At 70.5% G+C, this 21,391-nt stretch carries 17 protein-coding genes; 8 read left to right on the top strand and 9 right to left on the bottom strand.

Annotated elements, in window-relative coordinates:
- Positions 1–76: 76 nt before the first annotated feature.
- Complete coding sequence (locus tag Q0444_RS06610; protein ID WP_291081387.1) at positions 77–841, top strand: 3-oxoacyl-ACP reductase; 765 nt, start codon at positions 77–79, stop codon at positions 839–841.
- 39 nt (positions 842–880) lie between these two features.
- Here the strand turns inward: Q0444_RS06610 and Q0444_RS06605 are convergent, their stop codons facing one another.
- On the bottom strand, positions 881–1,105 hold the full coding sequence (locus tag Q0444_RS06605; RefSeq protein WP_291081386.1) for a hypothetical protein: 225 nt from the start codon (positions 1,103–1,105) through the stop codon (positions 881–883).
- A 127-nt stretch (positions 1,106–1,232) separates the two neighbouring features.
- Here Q0444_RS06605 and Q0444_RS06600 point away from each other — a divergent pair, with 127 nt between their 5' ends.
- Positions 1,233–2,156: an SDR family oxidoreductase gene (locus Q0444_RS06600; RefSeq protein ID WP_291081385.1), complete on the top strand. Its 924-nt coding sequence runs from the start codon at positions 1,233–1,235 to the stop codon at positions 2,154–2,156.
- A gap of 186 nt (positions 2,157–2,342) precedes the next feature.
- Here Q0444_RS06600 and Q0444_RS06595 read toward each other — a convergent pair whose 3' ends face one another.
- The 4 genes from Q0444_RS06595 to Q0444_RS06580 form a co-directional block, all read right to left on the bottom strand.
- A complete protein-coding gene (locus tag Q0444_RS06595; RefSeq protein WP_291081384.1) occupies positions 2,343–3,455 on the bottom strand; it encodes an NDMA-dependent alcohol dehydrogenase in 1,113 nt (370 codons plus the stop codon).
- A 31-nt stretch (positions 3,456–3,486) separates the two neighbouring features.
- Positions 3,487–5,016, bottom strand: coding sequence for an aldehyde dehydrogenase family protein (locus Q0444_RS06590; protein ID WP_299022320.1), 1,530 nt, complete (start codon positions 5,014–5,016; stop codon positions 3,487–3,489).
- Between the two features lie 101 nt (positions 5,017–5,117).
- The gene (locus Q0444_RS06585) at positions 5,118–6,827 is read right to left on the bottom strand and encodes a helix-turn-helix domain-containing protein (protein WP_299022318.1); all 1,710 of its coding nucleotides are present in this window, start codon (positions 6,825–6,827) and stop codon (positions 5,118–5,120) included.
- Positions 6,828–6,947: 120 nt separating this feature from the next.
- Positions 6,948–7,886, bottom strand: a complete 939-nt coding sequence (locus Q0444_RS06580) for a helix-turn-helix domain-containing protein (protein WP_299022316.1) — start codon at positions 7,884–7,886, stop codon at positions 6,948–6,950.
- 170 nt (positions 7,887–8,056) lie between these two features.
- Here Q0444_RS06580 and cysD point away from each other — a divergent pair, with 170 nt between their 5' ends.
- The 3 genes from cysD to Q0444_RS06565 are packed head-to-tail and all read left to right on the top strand — an operon-like array spanning position 8,057 to position 11,854.
- The gene (cysD, locus tag Q0444_RS06575) at positions 8,057–8,974 is read left to right on the top strand and encodes a sulfate adenylyltransferase subunit CysD (protein ID WP_299022314.1); all 918 of its coding nucleotides are present in this window, start codon (positions 8,057–8,059) and stop codon (positions 8,972–8,974) included.
- Entirely contained in the window at positions 8,974–10,869 is a 1,896-nt protein-coding gene (gene cysN, locus Q0444_RS06570; RefSeq protein WP_299022311.1) for a sulfate adenylyltransferase subunit CysN, read from the top strand. Before cysD ends, cysN begins: the two co-directional genes overlap by 1 nt.
- Positions 10,870–10,873: 4 nt before the next feature.
- Positions 10,874–11,854 carry a sulfite exporter TauE/SafE family protein gene (locus tag Q0444_RS06565; RefSeq protein ID WP_299022308.1) on the top strand — a complete coding sequence of 327 codons (981 nt, stop codon included), beginning with the start codon at positions 10,874–10,876 and terminating at the stop codon, positions 11,852–11,854.
- 82 nt (positions 11,855–11,936) lie between these two features.
- Here the strand turns inward: Q0444_RS06565 and Q0444_RS06560 are convergent, their stop codons facing one another.
- Entirely contained in the window at positions 11,937–12,419 is a 483-nt protein-coding gene (locus Q0444_RS06560; RefSeq protein ID WP_299022303.1) for an Rrf2 family transcriptional regulator, read from the bottom strand.
- A gap of 517 nt (positions 12,420–12,936) precedes the next feature.
- Between Q0444_RS06560 and Q0444_RS06555 the strand changes: the two genes are divergently transcribed.
- The gene (locus tag Q0444_RS06555; protein WP_291080325.1) at positions 12,937–13,749 is read left to right on the top strand and encodes a 3'(2'),5'-bisphosphate nucleotidase CysQ; all 813 of its coding nucleotides are present in this window, start codon (positions 12,937–12,939) and stop codon (positions 13,747–13,749) included.
- Between the two features lie 46 nt (positions 13,750–13,795).
- On the opposite strand, the gene Q0444_RS06550 is transcribed toward Q0444_RS06555, so the two are convergent.
- The 3 genes from Q0444_RS06550 to Q0444_RS06540 form a co-directional block, all read right to left on the bottom strand.
- A complete protein-coding gene (locus Q0444_RS06550; RefSeq protein WP_291080327.1) occupies positions 13,796–15,226 on the bottom strand; it encodes a hypothetical protein in 1,431 nt (476 codons plus the stop codon).
- Positions 15,227–15,440: 214 nt separating this feature from the next.
- Entirely contained in the window at positions 15,441–17,915 is a 2,475-nt protein-coding gene (locus Q0444_RS06545; protein ID WP_299022296.1) for an ATP-binding protein, read from the bottom strand.
- A gap of 83 nt (positions 17,916–17,998) precedes the next feature.
- On the bottom strand, positions 17,999–18,403 hold the full coding sequence (locus Q0444_RS06540; RefSeq protein ID WP_291080332.1) for a hypothetical protein: 405 nt from the start codon (positions 18,401–18,403) through the stop codon (positions 17,999–18,001).
- 387 nt (positions 18,404–18,790) lie between these two features.
- On the opposite strand from Q0444_RS06540, the gene Q0444_RS06535 reads away from it, so the two are divergent.
- Entirely contained in the window at positions 18,791–20,092 is a 1,302-nt protein-coding gene (locus Q0444_RS06535) for a hypothetical protein (protein WP_291080334.1), read from the top strand.
- Between the two features lie 160 nt (positions 20,093–20,252).
- Positions 20,253–21,338 (top strand): YihY/virulence factor BrkB family protein, encoded by a 1,086-nt coding sequence (locus Q0444_RS06530; RefSeq protein WP_299022291.1) that lies wholly within the window; start codon positions 20,253–20,255, stop codon positions 21,336–21,338.
- The last annotated feature ends 53 nt before the right edge of the window (positions 21,339–21,391 follow it).

The following is a 21,391-nucleotide window of genomic DNA, read 5'->3' as shown; positions in this document are numbered from 1 at the left end:
GGGTCGCCGCGCATCCCGTGGCGGCCGGACCGTCACGTATCGGTTCCGCGCCGGGCCTGCCGGGAAGCGAGCGGCAATGCGGATCGACGAGCAGATCGTCCTGGTGACCGGAGGGGCCCGCGGGCTCGGCGCGGAGATCGTCCGCGCATTCGCGCGTGAGGGTGCGCGCGTCGTCGTCGACTATCGGCGCAGCGAGGCCGCGGCGGCCGACCTCGTCCGCGAGATCGGCGAGGACCGCGCGGTGGCGCTGCGCGCGGACGTGACCGACGACGACGAGGTGCGCGCCCTCGTCGACGCCGCCCGCGCCCGGTTCGGCGCACCGATCACCACCGTGGTCAACAACGCGCTCGCCGACTTCCGGTTCAACGGTGACGCCCGCCCGCGCCCCGAGACCCTCACCTGGGCGGATTTCGACTCGCAGCTGCGGGGCACGGTCAAGGCGACGCTGGCCACCACCCAGGCCACGCTGCCGGGGATGCGCGAGGCGGGCTTCGGCCGGATCGTGAACATCGGCACCAACCTCTTCCAGCACCCGGTGGTGCCGTACCACGACTACACCGCCGCCAAGGCCGCCGCGCTCTCGCTGACCCGGACGCTGTCCAGCGACCTCGGGCCGGACGGCATCACGGTGAACATGGTCTCGGGCGGGCTGCTGCGGACCACCGACGCGAGCGCCGCTACACCTGACGAGGTCTTTGACCTCATCGCCTCGGGGACCCCGTTGCGCCGGGTGATCGCCCCCGCCGAGCTCGCCGACGCGGTGCTGTTCTTCGCCTCGCCGTGGGCGCGGGCGGTGACGGGGCAGAACCTCATCGTGGACGGCGGGCTGGTCAAGGGCTGACCTGGTGTCTCCCTCGGGGCCGGGCCCCGAGGGACCGGGTCAGGGGGTTCCCGTGCCGGGCTCGGCGGCGGGCGAGGTGTTGGTGCCGCCGTCGTTGCTCTCGAAGTGGGTCCACTCGCCGTCCATGTCGACCTGCATGGCGTAGCCGAGGGCGTCGTCCGGGACCTCGACCGTCTTGAACCAGTCGTAGGCCTTGGTGTCGTCGGCGAACTCCTTCTCGTCGATCACGTTCTGCTCGGGATCGATCACGCGGTACCGGGGCATGTCAGCTCCTTGGTCGAGGGGTGCGGGTCGTGGTGGAAGTGTGGGGGATCGGTCGCGGGTTCGCATCCGGTCGCATGGCCGGCGCCGGGGCGTACGGTCGGAGGCCCGACGACGCAGGAGGCCGCCCGTGACCGACGATTCCTCGACCGGATCCCCCGGTCGGCCCGCTGACCAGCCGCTCATCGATCCCACCTCCAAATACCCGGTGGAGATCCCCCTGCAGGCGCAGCCCGCGCCGGGGCTCGCCTCCGAGCTGACGCCGCCAGCCGACCACGGCGAGACGTCGTACGTCGGTCACGGGCGGCTGACCGGGCGGCGCGCGCTCGTCACCGGCGGCGACTCGGGGATCGGCCGGGCCGTGGCGATCGCGTACGCGCGCGAGGGCGCCGACGTGGCGATCGGCTACCTGCCCTCCGAGCAGTCCGACGCCGACGAGGTCGCCCGGTTGGTCCGCGAGGCCGGCCGGACATGCGTACTGCTGCCCGGCGATGTGGGGCAGGAGGCGGTGGCGCGGGGGATCGTCCGGGACGCCGTGGCCGGGCTCGGCGGGATCGACGTGCTGGTGCTCAACGCCGCTCGGCAGACCTACGTGGAGAACCTCGAGGACCTGACCTCCGAGCAGTGGGCGGAGACGATGAACGTCAACCTCTCGGCGCCGTTCTGGATGACCCAGGAAGCCCTCGGGCACCTGCGGCCCGGCGCGAGCGTCATCTTCACCTCGTCGGTGCAGGCCTACACCCCGTCGCCCGGCCTGGTGGACTACGCGACCTCGCGGGCGGGGGTGAACACCATGTCCAAGGCGTTGGCGCAGCAGCTCGCGCCGCGGGGGATCCGGGTGAACGCCGTCGCGCCCGGGCCCTTCTGGACCGCGCTGCAGGTCACCGGCGGGCAGAAGCCGGAGAAGCTGCCGTACTTCGGGCAGAAGAACCCGCTCGGTCGGCCGGGGCAGCCCGTGGAGATGGCCGGCGCCTACGTGTACCTGGCCTCCGAGGAGTCCTCGTACACCACCGGCAACACGCTCTCGGTGACCGGCGGCGCGCCGACTCCGTAGATCGGAGCCCGGCCCGTCCCCGCCCCACCGCCCCACCGCCACCTCGCTTCTGCGAATCCGCTACTCGGCCGCCTGATCCGCTACCCGGAATCAGGTAGCGGATCAGGCGGCTGCGTAGCGGTTGCGGGCTGGGCGGGCTGGCCGGCCGGCCGGCTGGCGGGCGGGCCGGGCTGCCGGGCGGGCGGATCAGCTGTCGTGGATGATCACGCCCCGCATGATCTTGCCGTCCTGCAGATCCTGGTAGCCCTGGTTGACCTGGTCGAGCGTGTACGTCGTGGTGATGAGCTCGTCCAGCTTGAGCTTGCCCTCGTCGTACAGGCGCAGCAGCTTGACGATGTCGTACTGCGGGTTGGCGGAGCCGAACAGGGTGCCCGTGATGGTCTTGCCGAACAGGGCCATCATCGTGCCGCTGACCTGCACCGTCTTGTCGGTCATGTTGCCCAGGCCGGTGATCACGACCCGGCCGCCCTTGCCGATCACGTCGAAGGCGCTGGAGACGACCTGCTCCTCGACGGTCCCGACCAGGATGAGGGCCTGGTCGGCCATCTGGCCCCAGGTGAGCTTCTCCACCTCGGCGTGGGCCTCGGCGGCGTCGGCAAAGGCGTGGGTGGCGCCGAACTTCAGGGCCTCGTCGCGCTTGAACTGGACGGGGTCCACCACCACCACGTGCCGGGCACCCGAGTGGACGGCGCCCTGCACGGCGTTGATGCCCAGGCCGCCGATGCCGTAGATCACCACGGTGTCGCCCTGGCGGACGTTGCCGGCGTAGGTGGCGGTGCCCCAGCCGGACGGCACACCGCAGCCCACCAGCACGGCCTTGTCCAGCGGCAGCCAGTCGTCGACCTTCACCACGGAGTGCTGCGAGATCACCGACCGCTCGGAGAACGTCCCGAGCATGCACATGGCGCCGAAGTCCTTGCCGCCCGAGTGGAAGCGGAAGGTCCCGTCGGGCATGTGGCCCTCGAGGATCGTCGCACCCATGTCGCACAGGTTCTGCCGCCCGGTCGAGCAGTAGCGGCAGGTGCCGCAGTTGGGGATGAAGGAGCAGACCACGTGGTCACCCGGCTTGACCTTGGTGACGCCCACGCCGACGGCCTCGATGATCCCGGCGCCCTCGTGCCCGCCCACGATCGGGAAGCGCGGGGGGAGGGAGCCGTCGGACAGGTGCAGGTCGGAGTGGCACAGGCCGGCGGCCGTGTACTTGATCAGGACCTCGCCGGGCCCGGGGTCGTCGAGGTCGAGTTCGATGATCTCGAACGGCTTGTGGAGGTCGAACAGCACTGCTGCCTTGGTCTTCACGGCGGAGTTCCTTTCGGAGAGGAGGGGGAGATCAGAGCTGGGAGTTGACCGAGCGGGGCTGGGGGGAGAGGGCGAGCGGACCCCGGCCCAGTTCGCGGCCCCAGCCGGACTGCTTGAACCCGCCGAAGGGCATGGCGGTGTCGAAGCCGTTGTACTGGTTGACCCACACGGAGCCGGCCTGCAGCCGACTCGCCACCTTGTGGGCCTTGGAGATGTCCTTGGTCCAGACCCCGGCGGCGAGGCCGTACATCGAGTCGTTGGCCTGGCGGACGGCGTCGTCCATGTCGGAGAAGCGCAGGGCCGCCACGACGGGGCCGAAGATCTCCTCGGTCACCACGCGGTGGTCGGGTTCCACGTCCACGAACACGGTGGGCTGGATGAAGTAGCCGGTGTCGCCGTGACGTCCGCCCCCGGTCAGGGCCCGTCCGCCGTCCTCGATCCCGGCCCGCAGGTAGTAGGAGACCTTGTCGAACTGGTCCTGGTCGACCACCGGACCGAGCGTGGTGGCGGGGTCCAGGCCGTGCCCGATGGTGGCCTGGGCGGCGGCGTCGGCGACGGCCTGCGTGAACTCCTCGTAGATCGAGTCCTCCACGTAGAGCCGCGTGCCGGCGGTGCACGCCTGGCCGTGGTTGAACATCCAGGCGGCCACGGACCCGGCCACGGCGGCGTCCCAGTCGCAGTCGGCAAAGACGATGTTGGCGCTCTTGCCGCCCAGCTCCAGGGAGACCTTCTTGAGATTGCCCTTGGCGGCGTCGACGATCAGCTTGCCCACCTCGGTCGAGCCGGTGAAGGCCACCTTGTCCACGCCGTCATGGCCGGAGATCGCGGCACCGGCGTCGCCGAATCCGGTGATGATGTTCACCACGCCGTCCGGCACCCCGGCCTCGGCCATGATCTCGCCCAGCAGCAGCGCGGTCAGCGGCGTCTGCTCGGCCGGCTTGAGCACCAGCGTGTTGCCGGTGGCCAGGGCGGGCGCGAGCTTCCACGAGGCCATGAGGATCGGGAAGTTCCACGGGATGATCTGCCCGCACACGCCCACCGGCACGCGCTGGGTGTAGGCGTGGAACTGCGCGTCGCCGGCGAACGGCATGGACACGTTGACGGTGGAGCCCTCGATCTTGGTGGACCAGCCCGCGTAGTAGCGGAACACGTCGGCCGCCCACGCCACGTCGACGGCGGTGGCGATGGCCGCGGACTTGCCGTTGTCCAGGGCCTCGATCTGGCCGAGCATCTCCGCCTTGGCATCCAGCAGGTCGCCGATCCGCCAGAGGATCTGCTCGCGCTTGTTGGGCTTCATGGTGGCCCACGCGCCGTCGTCGAACGCGCGGCGGGCGGCGGCCACGGCGCGGTCGACGTCCTCGGGTCCGCCGTGCGCGACCTGGGCGATCTCGGCGCCGGTGGCGGGATCGTAGGTGCCGAACGTGCGGCCGTCGGCGGCGTCGACCCATTGTCCGTCGATGAACAGCCGGTGGGGGCGGGCGAGGAACTCGCGGGCCTCGGCGCCGAGCCGCTGGTCGACCTGGTTCGCCGTGTCGCCCTCGCGGGAGAGTGTGCCGGTCATGGAAATACCTCCGGGGTCGGAGACCGGCCCGATGTGAGGCCGGTCACAATCCATCATGGGGCCGGCGCCGGGGCTCGGAGTGTTCAGTTTCTGGACACCCTCTAGGACAGCCCGAACTCCCTCATACGGGCGTAGAGGGTGGTTCGGCTGATGCCCAGCCGTCGGGCTGCCCGGGACCGCACGCCGTCGCACTCCGCCAGTGCCGCGACGATCGCGTCGTACTCGCCGCGGGCCAACTCGCCGGCGCGGGGTGGCCGGGCGGAGCGGGCGCGGGAGGGGAGCGAGCCCACGTCGAGGGTCGCCCGGCCCGTCCCCGGTGGGACTCCCGGGATCCCGCCCAGGCACTCGAGGAGGATCGACCGGAGGGACACCAGCCCGTTGGGCAGGTCCGACGAGCAGACCGCGTCCACGAACCGCGCGGACACCGCCGGCTCGACGAGCCCGCGCTCGGCGGCCAGATCGGCGACCATCCGGCGGACGATCTCGCCGCCCTCGGCGCCGCGCTCGTGCAGCGGGCGCAGCACCGTCCGCGCCCCGCACGCGTCGAGCGCCTGCGCCACCGCCGCGCGGGGACCCTCGCGACTGGTGACGACGACGAGGCCGGCCCCCGCCGACCCCAGGCGCGCAGCCAGGCGGCGCAGGTCGGCGTCGTCGAGCAGGTCGATGTCGTCCAGGACCAGCGGCGTGCCCCGATCGCCCCGGTCGCGGAGGGCTGGGGCGGCCAGGTCCCGCCACGCCGCCTCCGCGCTGTCCGCCTCGGCGAGCCGGACGTGCAGGGCGTCCGGGCCGGCGATCGCCCTCGCCGTCGTCGTCCTCCCCGACCCCGGGGGCCCCTCCACGGCGTGCGCCAGCGCGGTCGTCGGGGCGCCCGTCGTCGGGGCGACCGTGGGCGCGGACTTCGCGACGGTGGGCACGCGGACGGTGGGCATGCTGACGGTGGGCATGCTGACGGTGGGCACGGACGGGTCCGGCGGCTCCGGGAACGTCAGGTCGAGCAGGTGCCCGCGGCGGCCGACCCGGCTCGCTAGCACGCCCACCGTGCCCATCGAGAGCTCCACGGCGTCGCTCACCTCTCCGCGCTCGACCAGCCGCCGGAGCGTCACGATGTCCCGGGAGTCCAGCCGCTCCAGGCTGTAGTGCGAGGCCAGCACCACCTCGTCGCCGAACGCGCAGGTCGCGGTGTCCGAGGAGCGGGTGCGTTCGACAAAGCGGTGCCAGAGCTCGCGGTCGTCGGCGCGGGCGGTGTCCACGTAGCGGGCCTCGATGTCCGCGACGATCTTGCGCACGAACGGGGCGAACATGCGGGAGGCGTCCGCGCTCATGCCGGTCAGGTCCACCGCCCCGACCAGCCGTCGGGTGAGCGGGTCGACGATCGGGTGCCCGTAGCAGACGAAGTCGCGCAGGACCTCCGCGAAGTGCTGTTCGCCGTGGATGAACACCCCGGCGCGGGTCTCCAGAGCCGTCCCGATCCCGTTGTTGCCCACGGCCTCCTCGGTGAGCGTGGCGCCGTCGTCGACCCCGCGCCGCAGCAGCATGCGGGAGATCCGTGCGTTGTCGCGGACGGTCCGGATGACCCGGCCGTCGCGGTCCGCCAGCAGGAGGGTGGCTCCCGTGTCGCGCAGGACGGGGTCCAGCGCGTCCATCACCGGGCGGGCGGCCTCGATCAGGCGGTGGGACCGGCTGGCGCGAGGGTGAGGGGCGCCCGGGCGTGCGCTCTTCGGGGTGAGCCCGGTCAGCGCCGACCGGCGCCACGACATCCCCAGCTGGTCCTCGCCGGGTCCCGACGGGGTGGGTGGTGAGGGCGGGGTCATGGACCACCTCCGGAGCGCGAGGGGAGTGTGACCGACACCATACCGATGCCGCGGCCGGCGCCGCGGATGCCCTGCGCCCGCTCCCGCTCCCGCGCCTGCGCCCGCTCCCGATCCCGCGGGTCAGGGGACGCGGGCGGCGTGCGCCGGGTGCACGAGGTGCGGCGGCAGGACGGCGGCGCGGGCCGGGCCGGGCCGGGAGGCCAGCCGGGCCGACACGTCGCCGGCGCACGCGGTGACCGCCTCCACCGCCCGCGCGACGGCCCGGCGGGTCATGCGCCGTCCCGGGGGGACGGCCACCGACCCCACGGCCCGGCCGTCCGCGCGCAGCACGGGGGCGGCCACCGAGGCCACCGCCAGGTCGGCGGTGCCGGCGAGTTCGGCGTCGGTCACGTCGATCTCGGACAGCTCCACGAAGAGCTCCGACACGCGGTCGCGCACCAGCGAACCGATTCCGGAGGCCTCCAGCGAGTCGGCCATCCGCAGTAGCTCGCGACGCCCGGGGGTGAGCCGCTCGACGGACCAGCCGCGGCGCGCGATCTGGGGCAGGACCAGCTCCAGGCGCTCGCGCGCCGCCGGGGTCAGGCCGCCGGACTCGGCCAGCCACCGCCGCTGCTCGACCATCGGCAGGCGGGCCGCGAGCTCGCGGGCGAAGGGTGCCCGGAGCGGCACCACGTGACCGACCGGCACGACCCCGCGGGACGCCGTGCGCATGCCCGACCCGGCCGAGTCCACGACCTCGGCCATCCCCTCGCGGACCTCGAAGACCACAGCCGCGATCCCGGTGGCCTCGGCCAGCGCCTCGAGCGGCTCCCGGGCGGCCCTCGCCAGATCGACCTCCGCGGCCAGCAGGGCGCCCACCGCCCGGAGGCGCGGTCCGGCCCGCCAGCCGCCCGCCACCTTCTCGGCCCACCCCTGCGCCCGCATCTCCGCCAGCACGGCGTGGAGGGTCGAGCGGCTGGCCTCGGCCTCGCGGGCGATCTCGGACAGGGGGAGGGGAGGACCGTCCGCGGCGAGCGCCTCCACCACGGAGAGCACGCGGTGTGTGGGTTCGTGTCGCATAGTCGACACCATACGTCGGAAAACGGACACTCCCGCGCGCATTGGCCTCACGGAGAGGGAAATCCCGCTTCCGGAGGCGCACGATGGTCCGGATGCCCGATGGCAGACAGATCTGTCTGCCCAGCGCCGGGCCGGGGGGACCCGGGCCGGCCCACGACACTGGAGGTCGCATGACACCGAGGACGGCGGTGACGCTCTCGCACCTCGACGCGCTCGAGGCCGAGTCCGTGCACATCTTCCGCGAGGTGGCCGCGCAGTTCGAGCGGCCGGGGATGCTCTTCTCCGGCGGCAAGGACTCCGTGGTGATGTTCCACCTGGCGCGCAAGGCGTTCTGGCCCGCGCCGATGCCGTTCCCGCTCATGCACGTCGACACCGGCCACAACTTCGACGAGGTGATCGAGTACCGGGACCGCGTGGTGGCCGAGACCGGCGTCCAGCTGATCGTGTCCTACGTCCAGGACGACATCGACGCCGGCCGCGTGGTCGAGGAGACCGGCGTGGGCACCAGCCGCAACCGCCTCCAGACCGCCGCCCTGCTGCGGGGCATCCAGGAGAACCGCTTCGACGCCGTGTTCGGCGGCGCCCGCCGGGACGAGGAGAAGGCCCGCGCCAAGGAGCGCGTCTTCTCCTTCCGCGACGCCTTTGGCGCCTGGGACCCGCGCGCGCAGCGCCCGGAGCTGTGGAAGCTCTACAACGGCAAGCACCGCAAGGGCGAGCACATCCGCGTCTTCCCGCTGTCCAACTGGACCGAGCTGGACATCTGGCAGTACATCGAGCGGGAGGACATCGACCTGCCGCCCATCTACTACGCGCACCGGCGCGAGGTGATCGAGCGCGACGGGATGCTCCTGGCCAAGACCCGGTTCCTCGAGACGATGCCCGGCGAGGAGGCGCGCACCGAGCTGGTCCGCTTCCGCACCGTCGGCGACGCCACCTGCACCGGCTGCGTGGAGTCCGACGCCACCGACAACGCCGCCGTGGTGGCCGAGGTCGCGGGCACCCGCGTCACCGAGCGCGGCGCCACCCGCGCCGACGACCGGATCTCCGAGGCCGGCATGGAAGACCGCAAGAAGGAGGGCTACTTCTGATGAGCACCCCGACCACCGCATCCACCCTCACGTCCGAGCAGCTGACCACCATGTCCGAGCACGCCCAGCTGCTGCGCATCGCCACCGCCGGGTCCGTGGACGACGGCAAGTCGACCCTCATCGGCCGGCTTCTCTACGACTCCAAGGGCATCTTCGAGGACCAGCTCGCCGCGATCGAGGCCACCTCCGCCAAGCGCGGCGACGAGTACACCGACCTCGCGCTGCTCACCGACGGCCTGCGCTCGGAGCGCGAGCAGGGCATCACGATCGACGTGGCCTACCGCTACTTCTCCACCCCGCGGCGCAAGTTCATCATCGCCGACACCCCGGGCCACGTGCAGTACACGCGGAACATGGTCACCGGCGCCTCCACCGCGGACGTGGCGATCATCCTCGTCGACGCCCGCAAGGGGGTGCTCGAGCAGACCCGCCGCCACGCCTTCCTCTCCGCGCTGCTGGGCATCCCGCGCCTGGTCGTGGCGGTGAACAAGATGGACCTGGTGGACCACGACGAGGCCGTCTACGAGGCCATCCGCACCGAGTTCACCGACTTCGCCGCCAAGCTCGAGGTCCACGACGTCACCTTTGTGCCGCTCTCGGCGCTCAAGGGCGACAACGTCGTGGACAAGACCGACACCATGCCCTGGTACACGGGCCCGGCGCTGCTGGACCACCTCGAGAACGTGCACATCGCCTCGGACCGCAACCTGACCGACGTCCGGTTCCCGGTCCAGTACGTGATCCGGCCCCAGCGCGCCGACGGGTTGGACCACCGCTCCTTCGCCGGCACCGTCGCGGGCGGCATCATCAAGGTCCACGACGACGTGGTGGTCATGCCGTCCGGTCGGCAGTCCACCGTCAAGGCCATCTGGGGCCCGGGCGGGGCCGAGCTGGACGAGGCCGCCGCACCCGCGGCGGTGACGATCGCGCTCAACGACGAGATCGACATCGTCCGCGGCGAGATGATCGCCCGTCCCGGCAACCGGCCGCACCAGGGCACCGAGCTCGAGGCAATGGTCTGCTGGTTCGCCGACGACACGACCCTGGCCGCGGGCCGGAAGTACCTCGTCAAGCACACCACCCGCGACACCAAGGCGATGGTCACGGGCCTGGAGTACCGGCTCGACATCAACACGCTGCACCGCGACCCCGCCTCCGCCGAGCTCGGGCTCAACGAGATCGGGCGCATCGCCCTGCGCACGCAGACGCCGCTGATGTACGACCCGTACCGCCGCAACCGCGACACGGGCGCCTTCATCCTGGTCGACGAGCTCACCGGCAACACCGTGGGCGCGGGCATGATCATCGGGCCCGCCACCACCGGCTCCAACGTGGTCTGGCACGCCGGCGCCGTCCAGCGCGGCGACCGCGGGCAGGGCCGGACGCTGTGGCTCACCGGGCTCTCGGGCTCCGGCAAGTCCACCATCGCCTCCGCGGTCGAGCGGCTGCTCATCGAGTCCGGGCACCCGGCCTACATCCTCGACGGGGACAACCTGCGCCACGGCCTCAACGCCGACCTCGGGTTCTCGGCCTCCGACCGGGCGGAGAACATCCGCCGCACCGCGGAGGTGGCGGCGCTGTTCGCCGATGCCGGCGTCGTCGTCGTCTGTTCGCTCATCTCCCCGATGCGCGCCGACCGCGACGCCGCGCGCGGCGTCCACGCCGCGGCCGACCTGCCGTTCACCGAGGTCTTTGTGGACACCCCGCTGGCGGAGTGCGAGGCCCGCGACCCCAAGGGCCTGTACGCCAGGGCCCGCGCCGGCGAGATCCCCGAGTTCACCGGCGTCTCCGCGCCGTACGAGCCGCCGCTGACCCCGGACCTGCACATCCGTCCCGAGGACGGGACCGCGGACGAGGTCGCGCAGCGGATCGTCAGCACCCTCCTGGGGATCTGATCCGGTGCCCGAGGCCCTGCTGACCTACGAGTCGCTCGGACTGCTGGTCGTCAGCGCCGTGATCGGCGTGGTGATCGGCCTGACGGGGATGGGCGGCGGCGCGCTGATGACGCCGGCGCTCATCCTCGTGGGGATCCCGCCCACGGCGGCCGTCGCCAACGACCTCGTGGTCAACGCGGTGAACAAGGTGATCGGCGCCGGGGTGCACTGGCGGCACGGCAAGCCCAACCTGAGGATCGCGTTCTGGCTGGTCCTGGGCTCGGTGCCCACGGCGTACCTGGGCGCGTGGCTCGTCCACGCCGTGGGCGCCGACGACGTCCAGGGGCTGCTGAAGAAGGCCATCGGCGCGACGCTCATCGTGGCGTCCTCGGCCTACTTCCTGCGCGCCTTCTTCGAGATGGCGGGCCGGATCCGGACCGGCGACGATCCGAACCCGCCGGTCAAGCCGCTCATCACCCTGCTGGTCGGCGTGGTGGGCGGGCTCATGGTGGGCATCACCTCGGTGGGCTCCGGCACGGTGATCATGATGTGCATCATGCTGCTGTACCCGACGCTGGCGGCGCTGCGGCTGGTGGGCACGGACCTGGTGCAGGCGGTCCCGCTGGTGATCGCGGCGGCGATCGGCCACGTGATGGTGACCGGCGTCGACTGGGACCTGCTGGTGCCGCTGCTCGTGGGCGGCGCGGTGGGCACGTTCTTCGGCTCCAAGTTCGCCGGCCGCGTCCCCCAGGGGCTCATCCGGCGGGGCATCACGATCGTCCTGGCGGTGACGGCGTCGGCGATGCTCGGCGCGTCCCCGGCGCTGATCGGCGGGATCGCGCTGGTGCTGCTGACGGCGGGGCCGCTGGTGTGGCGGGTGCTGGTCCGCAGGTACTCGGTCCACCTGGACGCCCCGGCCCCGGCGCCCGCAGCCCCGCAGCCCGCAGCCCCGCACCCCGGGGAATCCGCTACCGGCCTGCGCGCTTCGCTACCTGATTCCCGGTAGCGGACAGCGCAGGGGGGTAGCGGATTGCGGGGGTCAGGGAGTAGCGGATTGCGGGGGTCAGGGGGCTCCCGGATTGCGGGGGTCAGCGGGGCTCCCAGGCGTCGCCGTCGAGCGTGAGCTCGTGGACCTCGTCCGGCAGCCGACCGGCGGCCAGGTCGGCGATCGTCACCGCGTCCATAACCCGGCGCAGCGCCGCGCGGGAGGCGATCCACACGTGTTGCAGCCCGGCCGCCCGCTCGTTGTAGCTGACCGACTCCGGGCGCACGTCGTGCACGCTCACCAGTGGGCCGTCGACCGCGCGCAGGACGTCGGCGACGGTGATCTCGCGGGCGTCCCGGGCCAGGGTCCAGCCGCCGGACTTGCCCCGCCGGCTGGCGACGAGTCCGGCCCGGCGCAGGTCCGAGAGGATGGCCTGGAGGAAGCCGTGCGGGATGCCCTGCAGCCGGCCCAGCTCCTCGGCGCTGACCGGGGTCCCGCGCGGATCGTCCCCGGTGTGGTCGTCCCGCGCCACCGCGAGCTCCACGAGCGCGCGCAGGGCGTAGTCCGACTTCGCGGTGACCCTCATGTGGACAGTCTCCCAGAGTCGACGGGCGAGGCCGCCCGCGAGGGCTGCGGGGGACCGTCGGCGGCGGCGGAAGGAGGCCTCGTCGCCGCTGCCCCGGGTCGGGAAAGGCCCGGCGGCGCAGGGTGATTGCCCCTCCCGAGGACCCCCTGGACCGATCTGTCTGCCGATGCGGGGCGTGCCGTGAACAGGATGAGAGTTCTGTGACATCATTGCCGTCTCTGTGCAGGGTCTGGGACGGCGCGACTGGTCGGGGAGGGCTATGAACGAGGTTGGCGAGCGATCGTGCTTTGTCGAGGAGGCCGAGGAAGGGGCCCGGTGGGGATGTCGTCGCTGCGGCGCCCTGAGCGGCCTCCTCCCGTCGCGCGGGGCAGCCCGTGTCGCCGCCGACGCCCACCGCTGTCCGGACGAGCCGGCGCGGGTGGTCCGGGAACACGGGCGCGGCCGCCTGCGAGGCCTGCGCCGCCATCGATAGGCGGTCCCCGCTCGCGTGCGCCCCGGGCCTCCTAGGGTGGGGGTCATGGCAGACCCCACGCGTTCCCCGGACCAGCAACTCGCCGTCGATCTGGCGGTCGACGCCGGCCGCCTCCTGGTGGACCTCCGCACCTCCGGCCCCACCCGCCGCGCGCTGGGCGACCTGGGCGACCGCCGGGCCAACACGCTGATCCTGGACCGCCTGGCCGCCGAGCGGCCCGGCGATGCCGTGCTCTCCGAGGAGTCCCGGGACGATCCCGCGCGCGTCGGGGCCGACCGCGTGTGGATCATCGACCCCGTCGACGGCACGCGCGAGTACGGGCTGGGCGACCGCCCGGACTGGGCCGTGCACGTGGCGCTGTGGGAGCGGTCCGGGGACCCGGCGCGGTCGCGGCTCACCGCCGCCGCGGTGTCGCTGCCGGCGCTCGGGGTGGTGTTGGGGACCGACGACGACGAGGTCTACGCCGCTCCCGTCGGCAACGGCTCGGTGGACGGGGGAGGCCTCCTCCCGCCGCGCACGGGCTCGCGCCCGAGGATCGTCCTCTCCGCGACCCGCCCCCCGGCGTTCGCGGAGGCGGTCGCCCGGGCGGTGGGCGGTGACCTGGTCCCGTTGGGTTCGGCCGGCGCGAAGGCGGCCGCGGTCGTACGCGGCGAGGCCGACGCCTACATCCACGCCGGCGGGCAGTACCAGTGGGACTCGGCCGCGCCCGCCGGGGTGGCGCTGGCCCGGGGCGTGGTCGCGCTGCGGGTCGACGGCTCGCCGCTGGAGTACAACGTCGCCGACACCTACCTGCCGGACCTGGTGGTGTGCCGCGCCGACCTCGCCGAGCGGATCCTGGGGGCGATCGCGGAGGGATGAGGTGGTCTACACCGACGGCGGGATCCGGGATCTCGACTTCACCTCGTCAACGTGGCTTGCCGGTGATCGGGTCGAGGAATCGGATGGTCCCCCCGCAGTCGACGATGAGGGACTTCCCGGCCTCGGGCACGGTGACCCGGGCTTCATCGGGGTCGTCTCCTCCGGCGCTTCCTGACAGGGTCAGAAGGAACGGTGACCATTCCCCGCAACGATAGGTCCACTTTTCCTCGCCCGTGTTGAAGTCGATCCCCGTCATGACGGTCGGGGAGTGGAAGTAGGGGACCCGTGCTCCAGCGACCACCAAGACGTCGTCATATGCCCCCGTCACTGTCCCCTGGTCGACCCAGTGGCCTGTCGTGGTGAGCCATTCCCCCGATGGGGTCGTCGCGCTGAAGCCAAGCGCGCGCGTCGAGGTCCGGACATGTCCGGCATATGTCCGGACCTCTCTGCACTCCGGACCGGCGATCGCGATCGAGGTCTTGGTCGAGTTGTCCGACCATCTCGCGCACTGCTCGGAAACCGGGCTCTCCCTTGCCACGGAGGAAAGGGAGACGGCGGCGTCCTGGCTCTGACGCTCCGTCCACGGAGCGATGAACGCGAACAGGATCCCGATAGCGATCACTGCCGCCACCACGCTGGGGACCTTCTTGGGCTGGGATTCACCAGGCCAGATCAGTCGCGTCACCAGTACGGCTACGCCGAGTGTCCCGATGCCGAGCACCAATTGACTCAGCGTCGACCACGCCATCAGCGACCAGAGGTATTCGAAGCCGTCGTCGGAGAGCCGCGACGCCACTTCCCAGACGTCTCGTCCGCCCATGGCGCGTCCCAGGGCGAAGGCGGGAAGTAGGGTGACTGTCGCTGCGACGAAGAGATCCGGCGGTCGAACCGGGAACTTGACGTTCCCGGAGTCGGGTTCCGCCTCAAGGCAGCGATACGTGAGCAATCCCTGCAACGCCACCGACAGGACCAGGAGCAGCATTCCGATTAGACCCGAGCTCAGGGCTCCGGTGACGAGTCCGGCAAGTGCAGCCAGGAGGCTGAACAACGCGGCGGGTGCAGCTGCGAACAAGGCGAATCGACGTATCGCCGGATTGTGGTGCGTGAGTACTCCAAAGGTCACCAGCGCGCACAGAAGTGCGATCGAGGCCAGCCACGACGAATGGGAATTCTGCCAATCGGTCACCGCGCCAAACCGGGCCAGCTCCCGGCCCATTGCAGGTGCCAGTTGCTCCAGAGCGGCGTCCAGTCCGGGGATCCCACGCAGTTCCGGCAACCAGAACCGGATGTACCCGGCCACGGTGGGTACGAGCAGAACGGCGAGTCCCGTCATCGCGTAGGTCGCGCGTGTGAGGGCGGTCGCGGGAGTGTGCGTCGCCGTCCGCTCCGTAACGGCCAGCGTCGGGGCGTCGGCTCCGGCGTCGGCGTCGGCGAGCCGGAGCCGGCTGGAGGTCCCGGACGAGGCGGAGAGCTTCACCGCCGGGGAGCCTTCCGGCTTCCGGGGATCGTCCGACGCGGTAGCGTCGGTCGACCGCGATGAAACGGGTGGCGAAGGGTGTCGGGACAGTCGTTCGGAGAATGTGGGCTCGACAGGGTCCGGGGTGAGCGGGGTAGGTGGAACTGCGGGAAGGTTGGTACCCCCAGCCCCTTCCAACTCGCGAGGAGAATCGGAGAAGAACCCGTCGAAGAGGTCATTGTCGGACATGGGCGTCAGCACCCTTTCTTCTCGCGGCCACACGCCGTGCTTGAATCCGGGACAGGTTGGTCTGGAGATCGCTGAGCGTCGCCAGGAAAACGATCGGCTTCCCCGCATCGGGGGCCAACGTGAGAAGGTGCGATGCGCCGCACCAGGCTTCCGCGCCCGAGATCTCGCCGGCTTCATACCGGCGAAGGTGGCCATCGATCAGTGCCACCAGGCTGTTGTTGTCAAGGGGTCGTGGAGCAGACCCGACCGCAGCGTCCCCGGCGCTCTTAGCCGTGCACATCGACGGACAGCCGATACAGGGCAGTGGAACGGTGTCGGGGAGGACCAGCGAATCGGACACGTCGCACTTCTGGGACCCGGTGTGGACCGCGCGCTCGATGAGCGCGACCGTGGGGGCTGCACGCTGCGCCCCGTACACGACGGCTTCGCCGATGTCGAGGCGAGCGAGGTCCTCGTTCTGGCGGGCGCTGAGGAGAAGTGAGTTCCCGATTAGGTCACGTTCGTCGCGATCAACAATCCGGTGACAGATCAAACTTCCTGTCACTTTCCGGACCACCGGATCCAGAGTCGACGGTGCCTGGTCGCAGATTATGAAGCCCTCGCCGCTCCCGCGAAGCTCGGCGACGGCCTCGGCCAACAGGCGAATACCCTCGGACTGCACCCCGTCGCGGTCGGCGAGGACTCGGTGAGCTTCCTCCAGAACCGTGACGTGCGACAGGCTCCCCGGTGGTGGGTGTCCCTCCCTGTAAGAGGCGAGCCCTGCGATCAGCAGGCCGAATACCAGGGAACGTTCCGTGGTCCCCGCGAACTTGCGGAACTCGATGATGGTGGGGCGGGAGAGCAGGTCCTCCCAGTCGAGGCCGGAGTCCGGGCCGGCGAGGAATCCAGCACCGAGCGGCCCGCGTACCAGCGTCTCGAGGCGCCCCAGCAGGGATCCCGTGACCTGCGACCTGACCTTGTCGTCGTATCTCGCGGTGCGGACGATGTCCCCGATCGAACGGTACAAGTCCTTGAGCGTGGGCGAAGTCCCGTCGCGGGTGGCGAGTTCGTAGGCCCGATAGATTCCCCGCGTCAACATGATGTATCCGAATGGCCACGACTCAGAGAGCCGGAGCGCTGTGTCGAACGCGCCGGTGACGCGTGCCGCGTGCGCTTCGATGGTGCACCCGACGGGGACGACGAACGGGTTGAACGCCGGTGTTTCCGGCCCCAGTACGACGCGGCGTGCGCCTGAATCGGCGAGCAAGTCGGCCAGGTCGCCGTAGTCGCTCTTCGCGGGATCGAGGACAAGAAACGGGATCCGGTGGTCGCGCCAGAGGGACGCCAAGATGGTGTGGATAGTCTGGGTCTTGCCGAAGCCGGGCAGCCCCGCGACCAGTACGTGCCGGTTGAGTTCGGACAGTGTCAGGTCCACGGAGCCGCCGCTGGAACTCCGCCCGATCGTGCACACGGGTGAGGGCGCCCCATTTCTCTCGAACGCGCGTCTCTGAGGTGATCGGGGAAGCGTGCTGAGTGGCTCGCTGGCCATCGCGGGCAGTCCCCCTACAGGCGGCTGGGGGAACCGGACGACCCGCCCCGCCAGGTCCGCCGGGGTCAGGTGGATCATTTCGCGCATTCCGCGATCCATCCCCGAAATACCCCACGGGATGGAGGTCGCTGAACTGAAAAGCTCCCTGGCATCCATCGTCTCATCGGGAGTGGAGGCGATGAGCTCGAAACCTCCGGGCCCGGTGAGGTCCATGCCGATGGATTCCAGTAGCCCCGGGAGCGGCGGTTCGTGGCCCCCGTAGGCGACCCGGACGTGCAGGGCCGCGCGCGGAAGATCGCGGATGTCTCGTATTGCTTCCGACAGGATCTGGGTACTCAGGTCATCGAGTCTCCGCGCGGGGTCCTCACGCAATATCTGGACGGTGTCGGTGAGCGTGTCCAGAAGGGATTCGGATGGGGTCGACGCCTGCATGTGGAGGCAGATCACTGCACGGCCGGACTGGCGTGAGAGCAATTCGACGGACTTGCGGAGCGCGAATCGTTCGGGAGACCACCTCAACACAAAGGGAAGATGCGGGGCTGAGGGGTCCGTGATGAGCCTCAACGGGTCGGCTTCTTCCAGGCGTCGACGTACCTCGACCATCGACAGTTCGGCGGTGGCGTCCAGATACGTCACCAGCTTCGCGGATCCTGCCTGGTCGCACGGGTTCACGTGTAGTTCGGTGGGGAGATTGGCCAGTACGAGCATCGCCAAGTGCTCGGCGTCGGTCTTCGACGAGGCCGCACCCATCACGGCCGCGTTGATGGACGTGGGCCGTGTCAGGCTCCCGCTCTCCGAGTGCAGCCTGAACTGGACTGCCGACCCGGGGGGCGACGAATGTGCGACGGCCTCCGCCAGGTTGGTGTAAGCACGGTCCACCGTGTCGAGACCGTAGACGACTTCGTCGCCGATGCTGTCCGGCAGGATCGGCACGTCGACGGTCCACGCCCATCGCCCGCGGGCCACCGGGATCAGTTCGGGTAGGTCCCTCAAAGTCATGTGGGTGTGCCGGCCCGTCAGTAGTCGTCGGTATCGACATCGGCGCAGGAATCGTCGAGTTCCCCGCCGTATTCAAGATCGTCGAGGTCGCTCTCCCCGTCGTCCCACGTATCGACCTCGCCGATGAAATCGTCCAGGTCGGATGCGTCGGCATCGTCCGGCGGGTCCCCGTGATCCCCGTAGTCGACCTCGGAGACAGGGTCGTCCAGTTCGCCGTCCGCGATGGCCTGCGCCAATGCCTCGGCGCCGTCGCGGGAGTCCGCTGCGAAATCGATCATCGACGCGACGGGGGTTCCATCTTGGACCACGTCGCGACCGGCTTCCGGGATCGGGGCAGTCCCCACCGTCACCCCGAGTGCTGCTCCGATCGCCGTCGCCTGCAGCCCGCCGACAATTCGATCACTCAGCTCGTTGAGTGCCATCGGTTCCACCTTGCATCTCCGCCTTGCACACCGTGTCGATCCGGATTTGGATAGGGAAATGCTAATCGAATCGCCCGACCGTGTGCTGCACTACCGTTAACTTGATAACCGCGACGTCAATGAGCCGCGAGGTGCATGTCGCGCCACGGGTCCGATCGCTCGTGGATGCCATCCCTCATTGCAGTATTAGTGCTCTATCAGCTGTGTCACGACATCCCGGGGAGGGTGTGGAGTATGAAGCAACTACTGGGGGCCGCAGTCGAAGTTGACCGGTCGACCGCACCGGTACCGGGTCAGTGGCTGGTCCTGTTCAAGAACGGGCGAGGCGTCCAGTTGTACAAGTCCGGCTCCAGGGCGGGGTGGTGGAACCAGTTCAGGTGGGGTTCCGTGACGGTCGCACCGCTGGACACGTCCTTGTTCCCACTCGCGTGGGATCTGAGCGGCATCGCGATCGGGCCAGATCTCTTCATCCCGGAGCTCTCACTGGAATTGACCGTGGCGTTGGATCCCGCAGATAGGGAGAAGGAGGTGCTCGATCTGCTGGGGTCCCGCGGGGACTCGTTCTCGTCGTCCCTCCTCCAGACCCTGCAGAAGAACGTGAATGCGTACGTGAGGGGGAAGCTGGCCGACGCGGCGCCCGAGTCCGTCTATCGGCAGGGGATCGAAGATTTCCTCTTTCCCCGCTCCGGACCGGGTTTCGCGGATCCCATGTTCGCGGTCGAGGGTGCGCGAGTGACGAGTGTCGTTTGGCCGCAGTCGTTGATCGACAGGATAAGCGTCGTCGACGTGCGGGACTCCGACGAAATCGCCGCGGCGCACGAGCGCCATCGCGCAGACCTGCAGGCGAGCGTCGAGTTCGCCCAGATCGAGGCCTCGGAACGGGTGAGGTTGGAAGCGACCCGAGTGCAGGCGGCGGTGGAACTGAGAGAGATCCAGTCGATCCTCGACAAGGCCGAGCTGGCTGGGCTACCGCCCTCGGCATTCGCCGGACCGTTTCGGGATCACAGCGACCGTGAGATCGAGCTGGTCAACAAGTTGCTCGAGAGCCCGTTCGCCGCTCGCCGTCCCGAAGTGATCGCGGCGGCGATGGAGCGGATTCGGGGCGGGCAGGTCGGCGACCCGGCTGTCGACCGGCTCGCCACCAGGACGATCGACGCGATCGATCCGACATTGGTGGAGCGGGTGGGAATCAAGGCGCAGGCCGACGAACACCAGACGCAGGATCTGCTGTCGAATGCTCCTTTCCGGGTCGAACGGCCGGATCTGCACAGTCTCTGGACCGAGGCCGGAGGTGACCACCTGGTCGCGGTGAGCTATGCCAGCACGTTCGACCGCGCGACCGCGGTATTCGTCACCTCGCGACAGTGCTCGATTCCGGGCCGGCTGAGGAGCGAAATTGAAGGTGCCCTCGCGGGAGAGGTCCTGCCCGGTTCTCTAGAGATAGTCCAGGTGTGCGCGAGTGATCCCGCCCAGGCGTTGACACGTCTTTTCGAGAAGAAGGTGGGGCCGGGAATCACCACCACGCTCCAGGCCGTGATCCGGTCCGACGGTTCGCGCGAGGTGATGGTCCGATTGTCTGGTCCGGCGGATGCCGTCACAGCGGGACTCACTGAACTCAGCGACGAATCCGATCCCTGGATTCCGGCGGTTGAGAAGATATTCGGGGGCATGCTGCGACTGACGCGATGAAGGCCCGGTCCTGCTGGACTCGGTCATCGCCGGATGGTGGAAGTACAACGAGAGCAGCCCGGCGGAGAACGCGCCGAGCGCCGCACCGACTCGCCCGCGGCGGCGGAGGCTTGCACGCCGCGGATGCGCGGGGGGCCCGCAGGTGGCAGGCTCGGCGGACATGAGCACCGACCGTGTGGCCGATGACCGCGACATCAGCGACAAGCCCGATCCCGGCACCGATCCGGACGCCGGGAAGCCGGAGTCGCCCACCTCGTTGACGCCGGGGGCGTGGAAGATCGGCCTGACGCGCGCGGCGGGGGAGTTCTCCAAGGACCAGTGCACGGACCTCGCCGCGTCGCTGACGTATTTCGCGGTGCTCTCGCTGTTCCCGGCGTTGCTGGCGGTGGTGTCCCTGCTCGGCGTGTTCGGCCAGGGGCAGGCCACCGTCGACGCCGTGATGGATCTCCTCGAGGGCGCTGCCCCCGAGGAGACGCTGGCCGCGTTGCGCGGTCCCATCGACGCGCTGGTCAACACCCCTGCCGCGGGGATCGCGCTGGTCACCGGTCTGGCGGGCGCGCTGTGGTCGGCGTCCGGGTACGTGGGCGCGTTCGGCCGGGCGATGAACCGGATCTACGAGGTCGAGGAGGGGCGGCCCTTCTGGAAGCTCAAGCCCGCCACGCTGCTGCTCACCGCGATCCTGCTGCTGCTGGTCTGTGTGGCCGGGCTCATGCTGGTCGTCAGCGGGCCAGTCGCCGCGTGGGTGGGCGACCTCGTGGGCCTCGGCGCGACGGCGGTGACCGTGTGGGGCATCGCCAAGTGGCCGGTGCTGGCCCTCGTCGTGGTGGTGATCCTGGCCGTGCTCTACGGCTTCTCGCCCAACGTCAAGCAGCCCCGGTTCCGGTGGATCTCCGTCGGGGCGATCGTGGCGCTGCTCGTGTGGGCGGTCGCCACCGTGGGGTTCGTGTTCTACGTCTCCAACTTCAGCAGCTACAACGCCACGTACGGCTCGCTGGCCGGCGTGATCGTGTTCCTGCTCTGGCTGTGGATCACCAACAACGCCCTGCTGTTCGGCGCCGAGGTGGACGCGGAGATCGAGCGGGCGCGCGAGTTGCAGGCGGGTCTGCCCGCCGAGGCGGCCCTCCAACACCCGCCCCCGCGCACCACCCCCACCGACAAAGGCGGAGCAGAACGGCGGAGGCCGCCCCAACAAGCCTCGGCCGACCGCCGGGAGGCCCAGGCGGAACAGGCCCGCGACCGACGCTGAGGCCCCGGCGCCCGCAGTCCATAATCTCCCCATGACAACACCCCCGGTGGCCT

Source organism: uncultured Dietzia sp. (assembly GCF_937873725.1).
Classification (GTDB): Bacteria; Actinomycetota; Actinomycetes; order Mycobacteriales; family Mycobacteriaceae; genus Dietzia.
Note: the sequence above shows the minus strand (reverse complement) of the source record. Positions and strands in the feature narration are given on the sequence as shown.

Excerpts from the sequence above, each read along its gene's own strand:
- Q0444_RS06530 (WP_299022291.1), top strand. The coding sequence starts at position 20,253 with ATGAGCACCGACCGTGTGGCCGATGACCGCGACATCAGCGACAAGCCC.
- cysD (WP_299022314.1), top strand. The coding sequence starts at position 8,057 with ATGACACCGAGGACGGCGGTGACGCTCTCGCACCTCGACGCGCTCGAG.
- Q0444_RS06585 (WP_299022318.1), bottom strand. The coding sequence starts at position 6,827 with ATGACCCCGCCCTCACCACCCACCCCGTCGGGACCCGGCGAGGACCAG.
- cysN (WP_299022311.1), top strand. The coding sequence starts at position 8,974 with ATGAGCACCCCGACCACCGCATCCACCCTCACGTCCGAGCAGCTGACC.
- Q0444_RS06610 (WP_291081387.1), top strand. The coding sequence starts at position 77 with ATGCGGATCGACGAGCAGATCGTCCTGGTGACCGGAGGGGCCCGCGGG.
- Q0444_RS06590 (WP_299022320.1), bottom strand. The coding sequence starts at position 5,016 with ATGACCGGCACACTCTCCCGCGAGGGCGACACGGCGAACCAGGTCGAC.
- Q0444_RS06540 (WP_291080332.1), bottom strand. The coding sequence starts at position 18,403 with ATGGCACTCAACGAGCTGAGTGATCGAATTGTCGGCGGGCTGCAGGCG.
- Q0444_RS06605 (WP_291081386.1), bottom strand. The coding sequence starts at position 1,105 with ATGCCCCGGTACCGCGTGATCGATCCCGAGCAGAACGTGATCGACGAG.
- Q0444_RS06580 (WP_299022316.1), bottom strand. The coding sequence starts at position 7,886 with ATGCGACACGAACCCACACACCGCGTGCTCTCCGTGGTGGAGGCGCTC.
- Q0444_RS06555 (WP_291080325.1), top strand. The coding sequence starts at position 12,937 with ATGGCAGACCCCACGCGTTCCCCGGACCAGCAACTCGCCGTCGATCTG.
- Q0444_RS06560 (WP_299022303.1), bottom strand. The coding sequence starts at position 12,419 with ATGAGGGTCACCGCGAAGTCGGACTACGCCCTGCGCGCGCTCGTGGAG.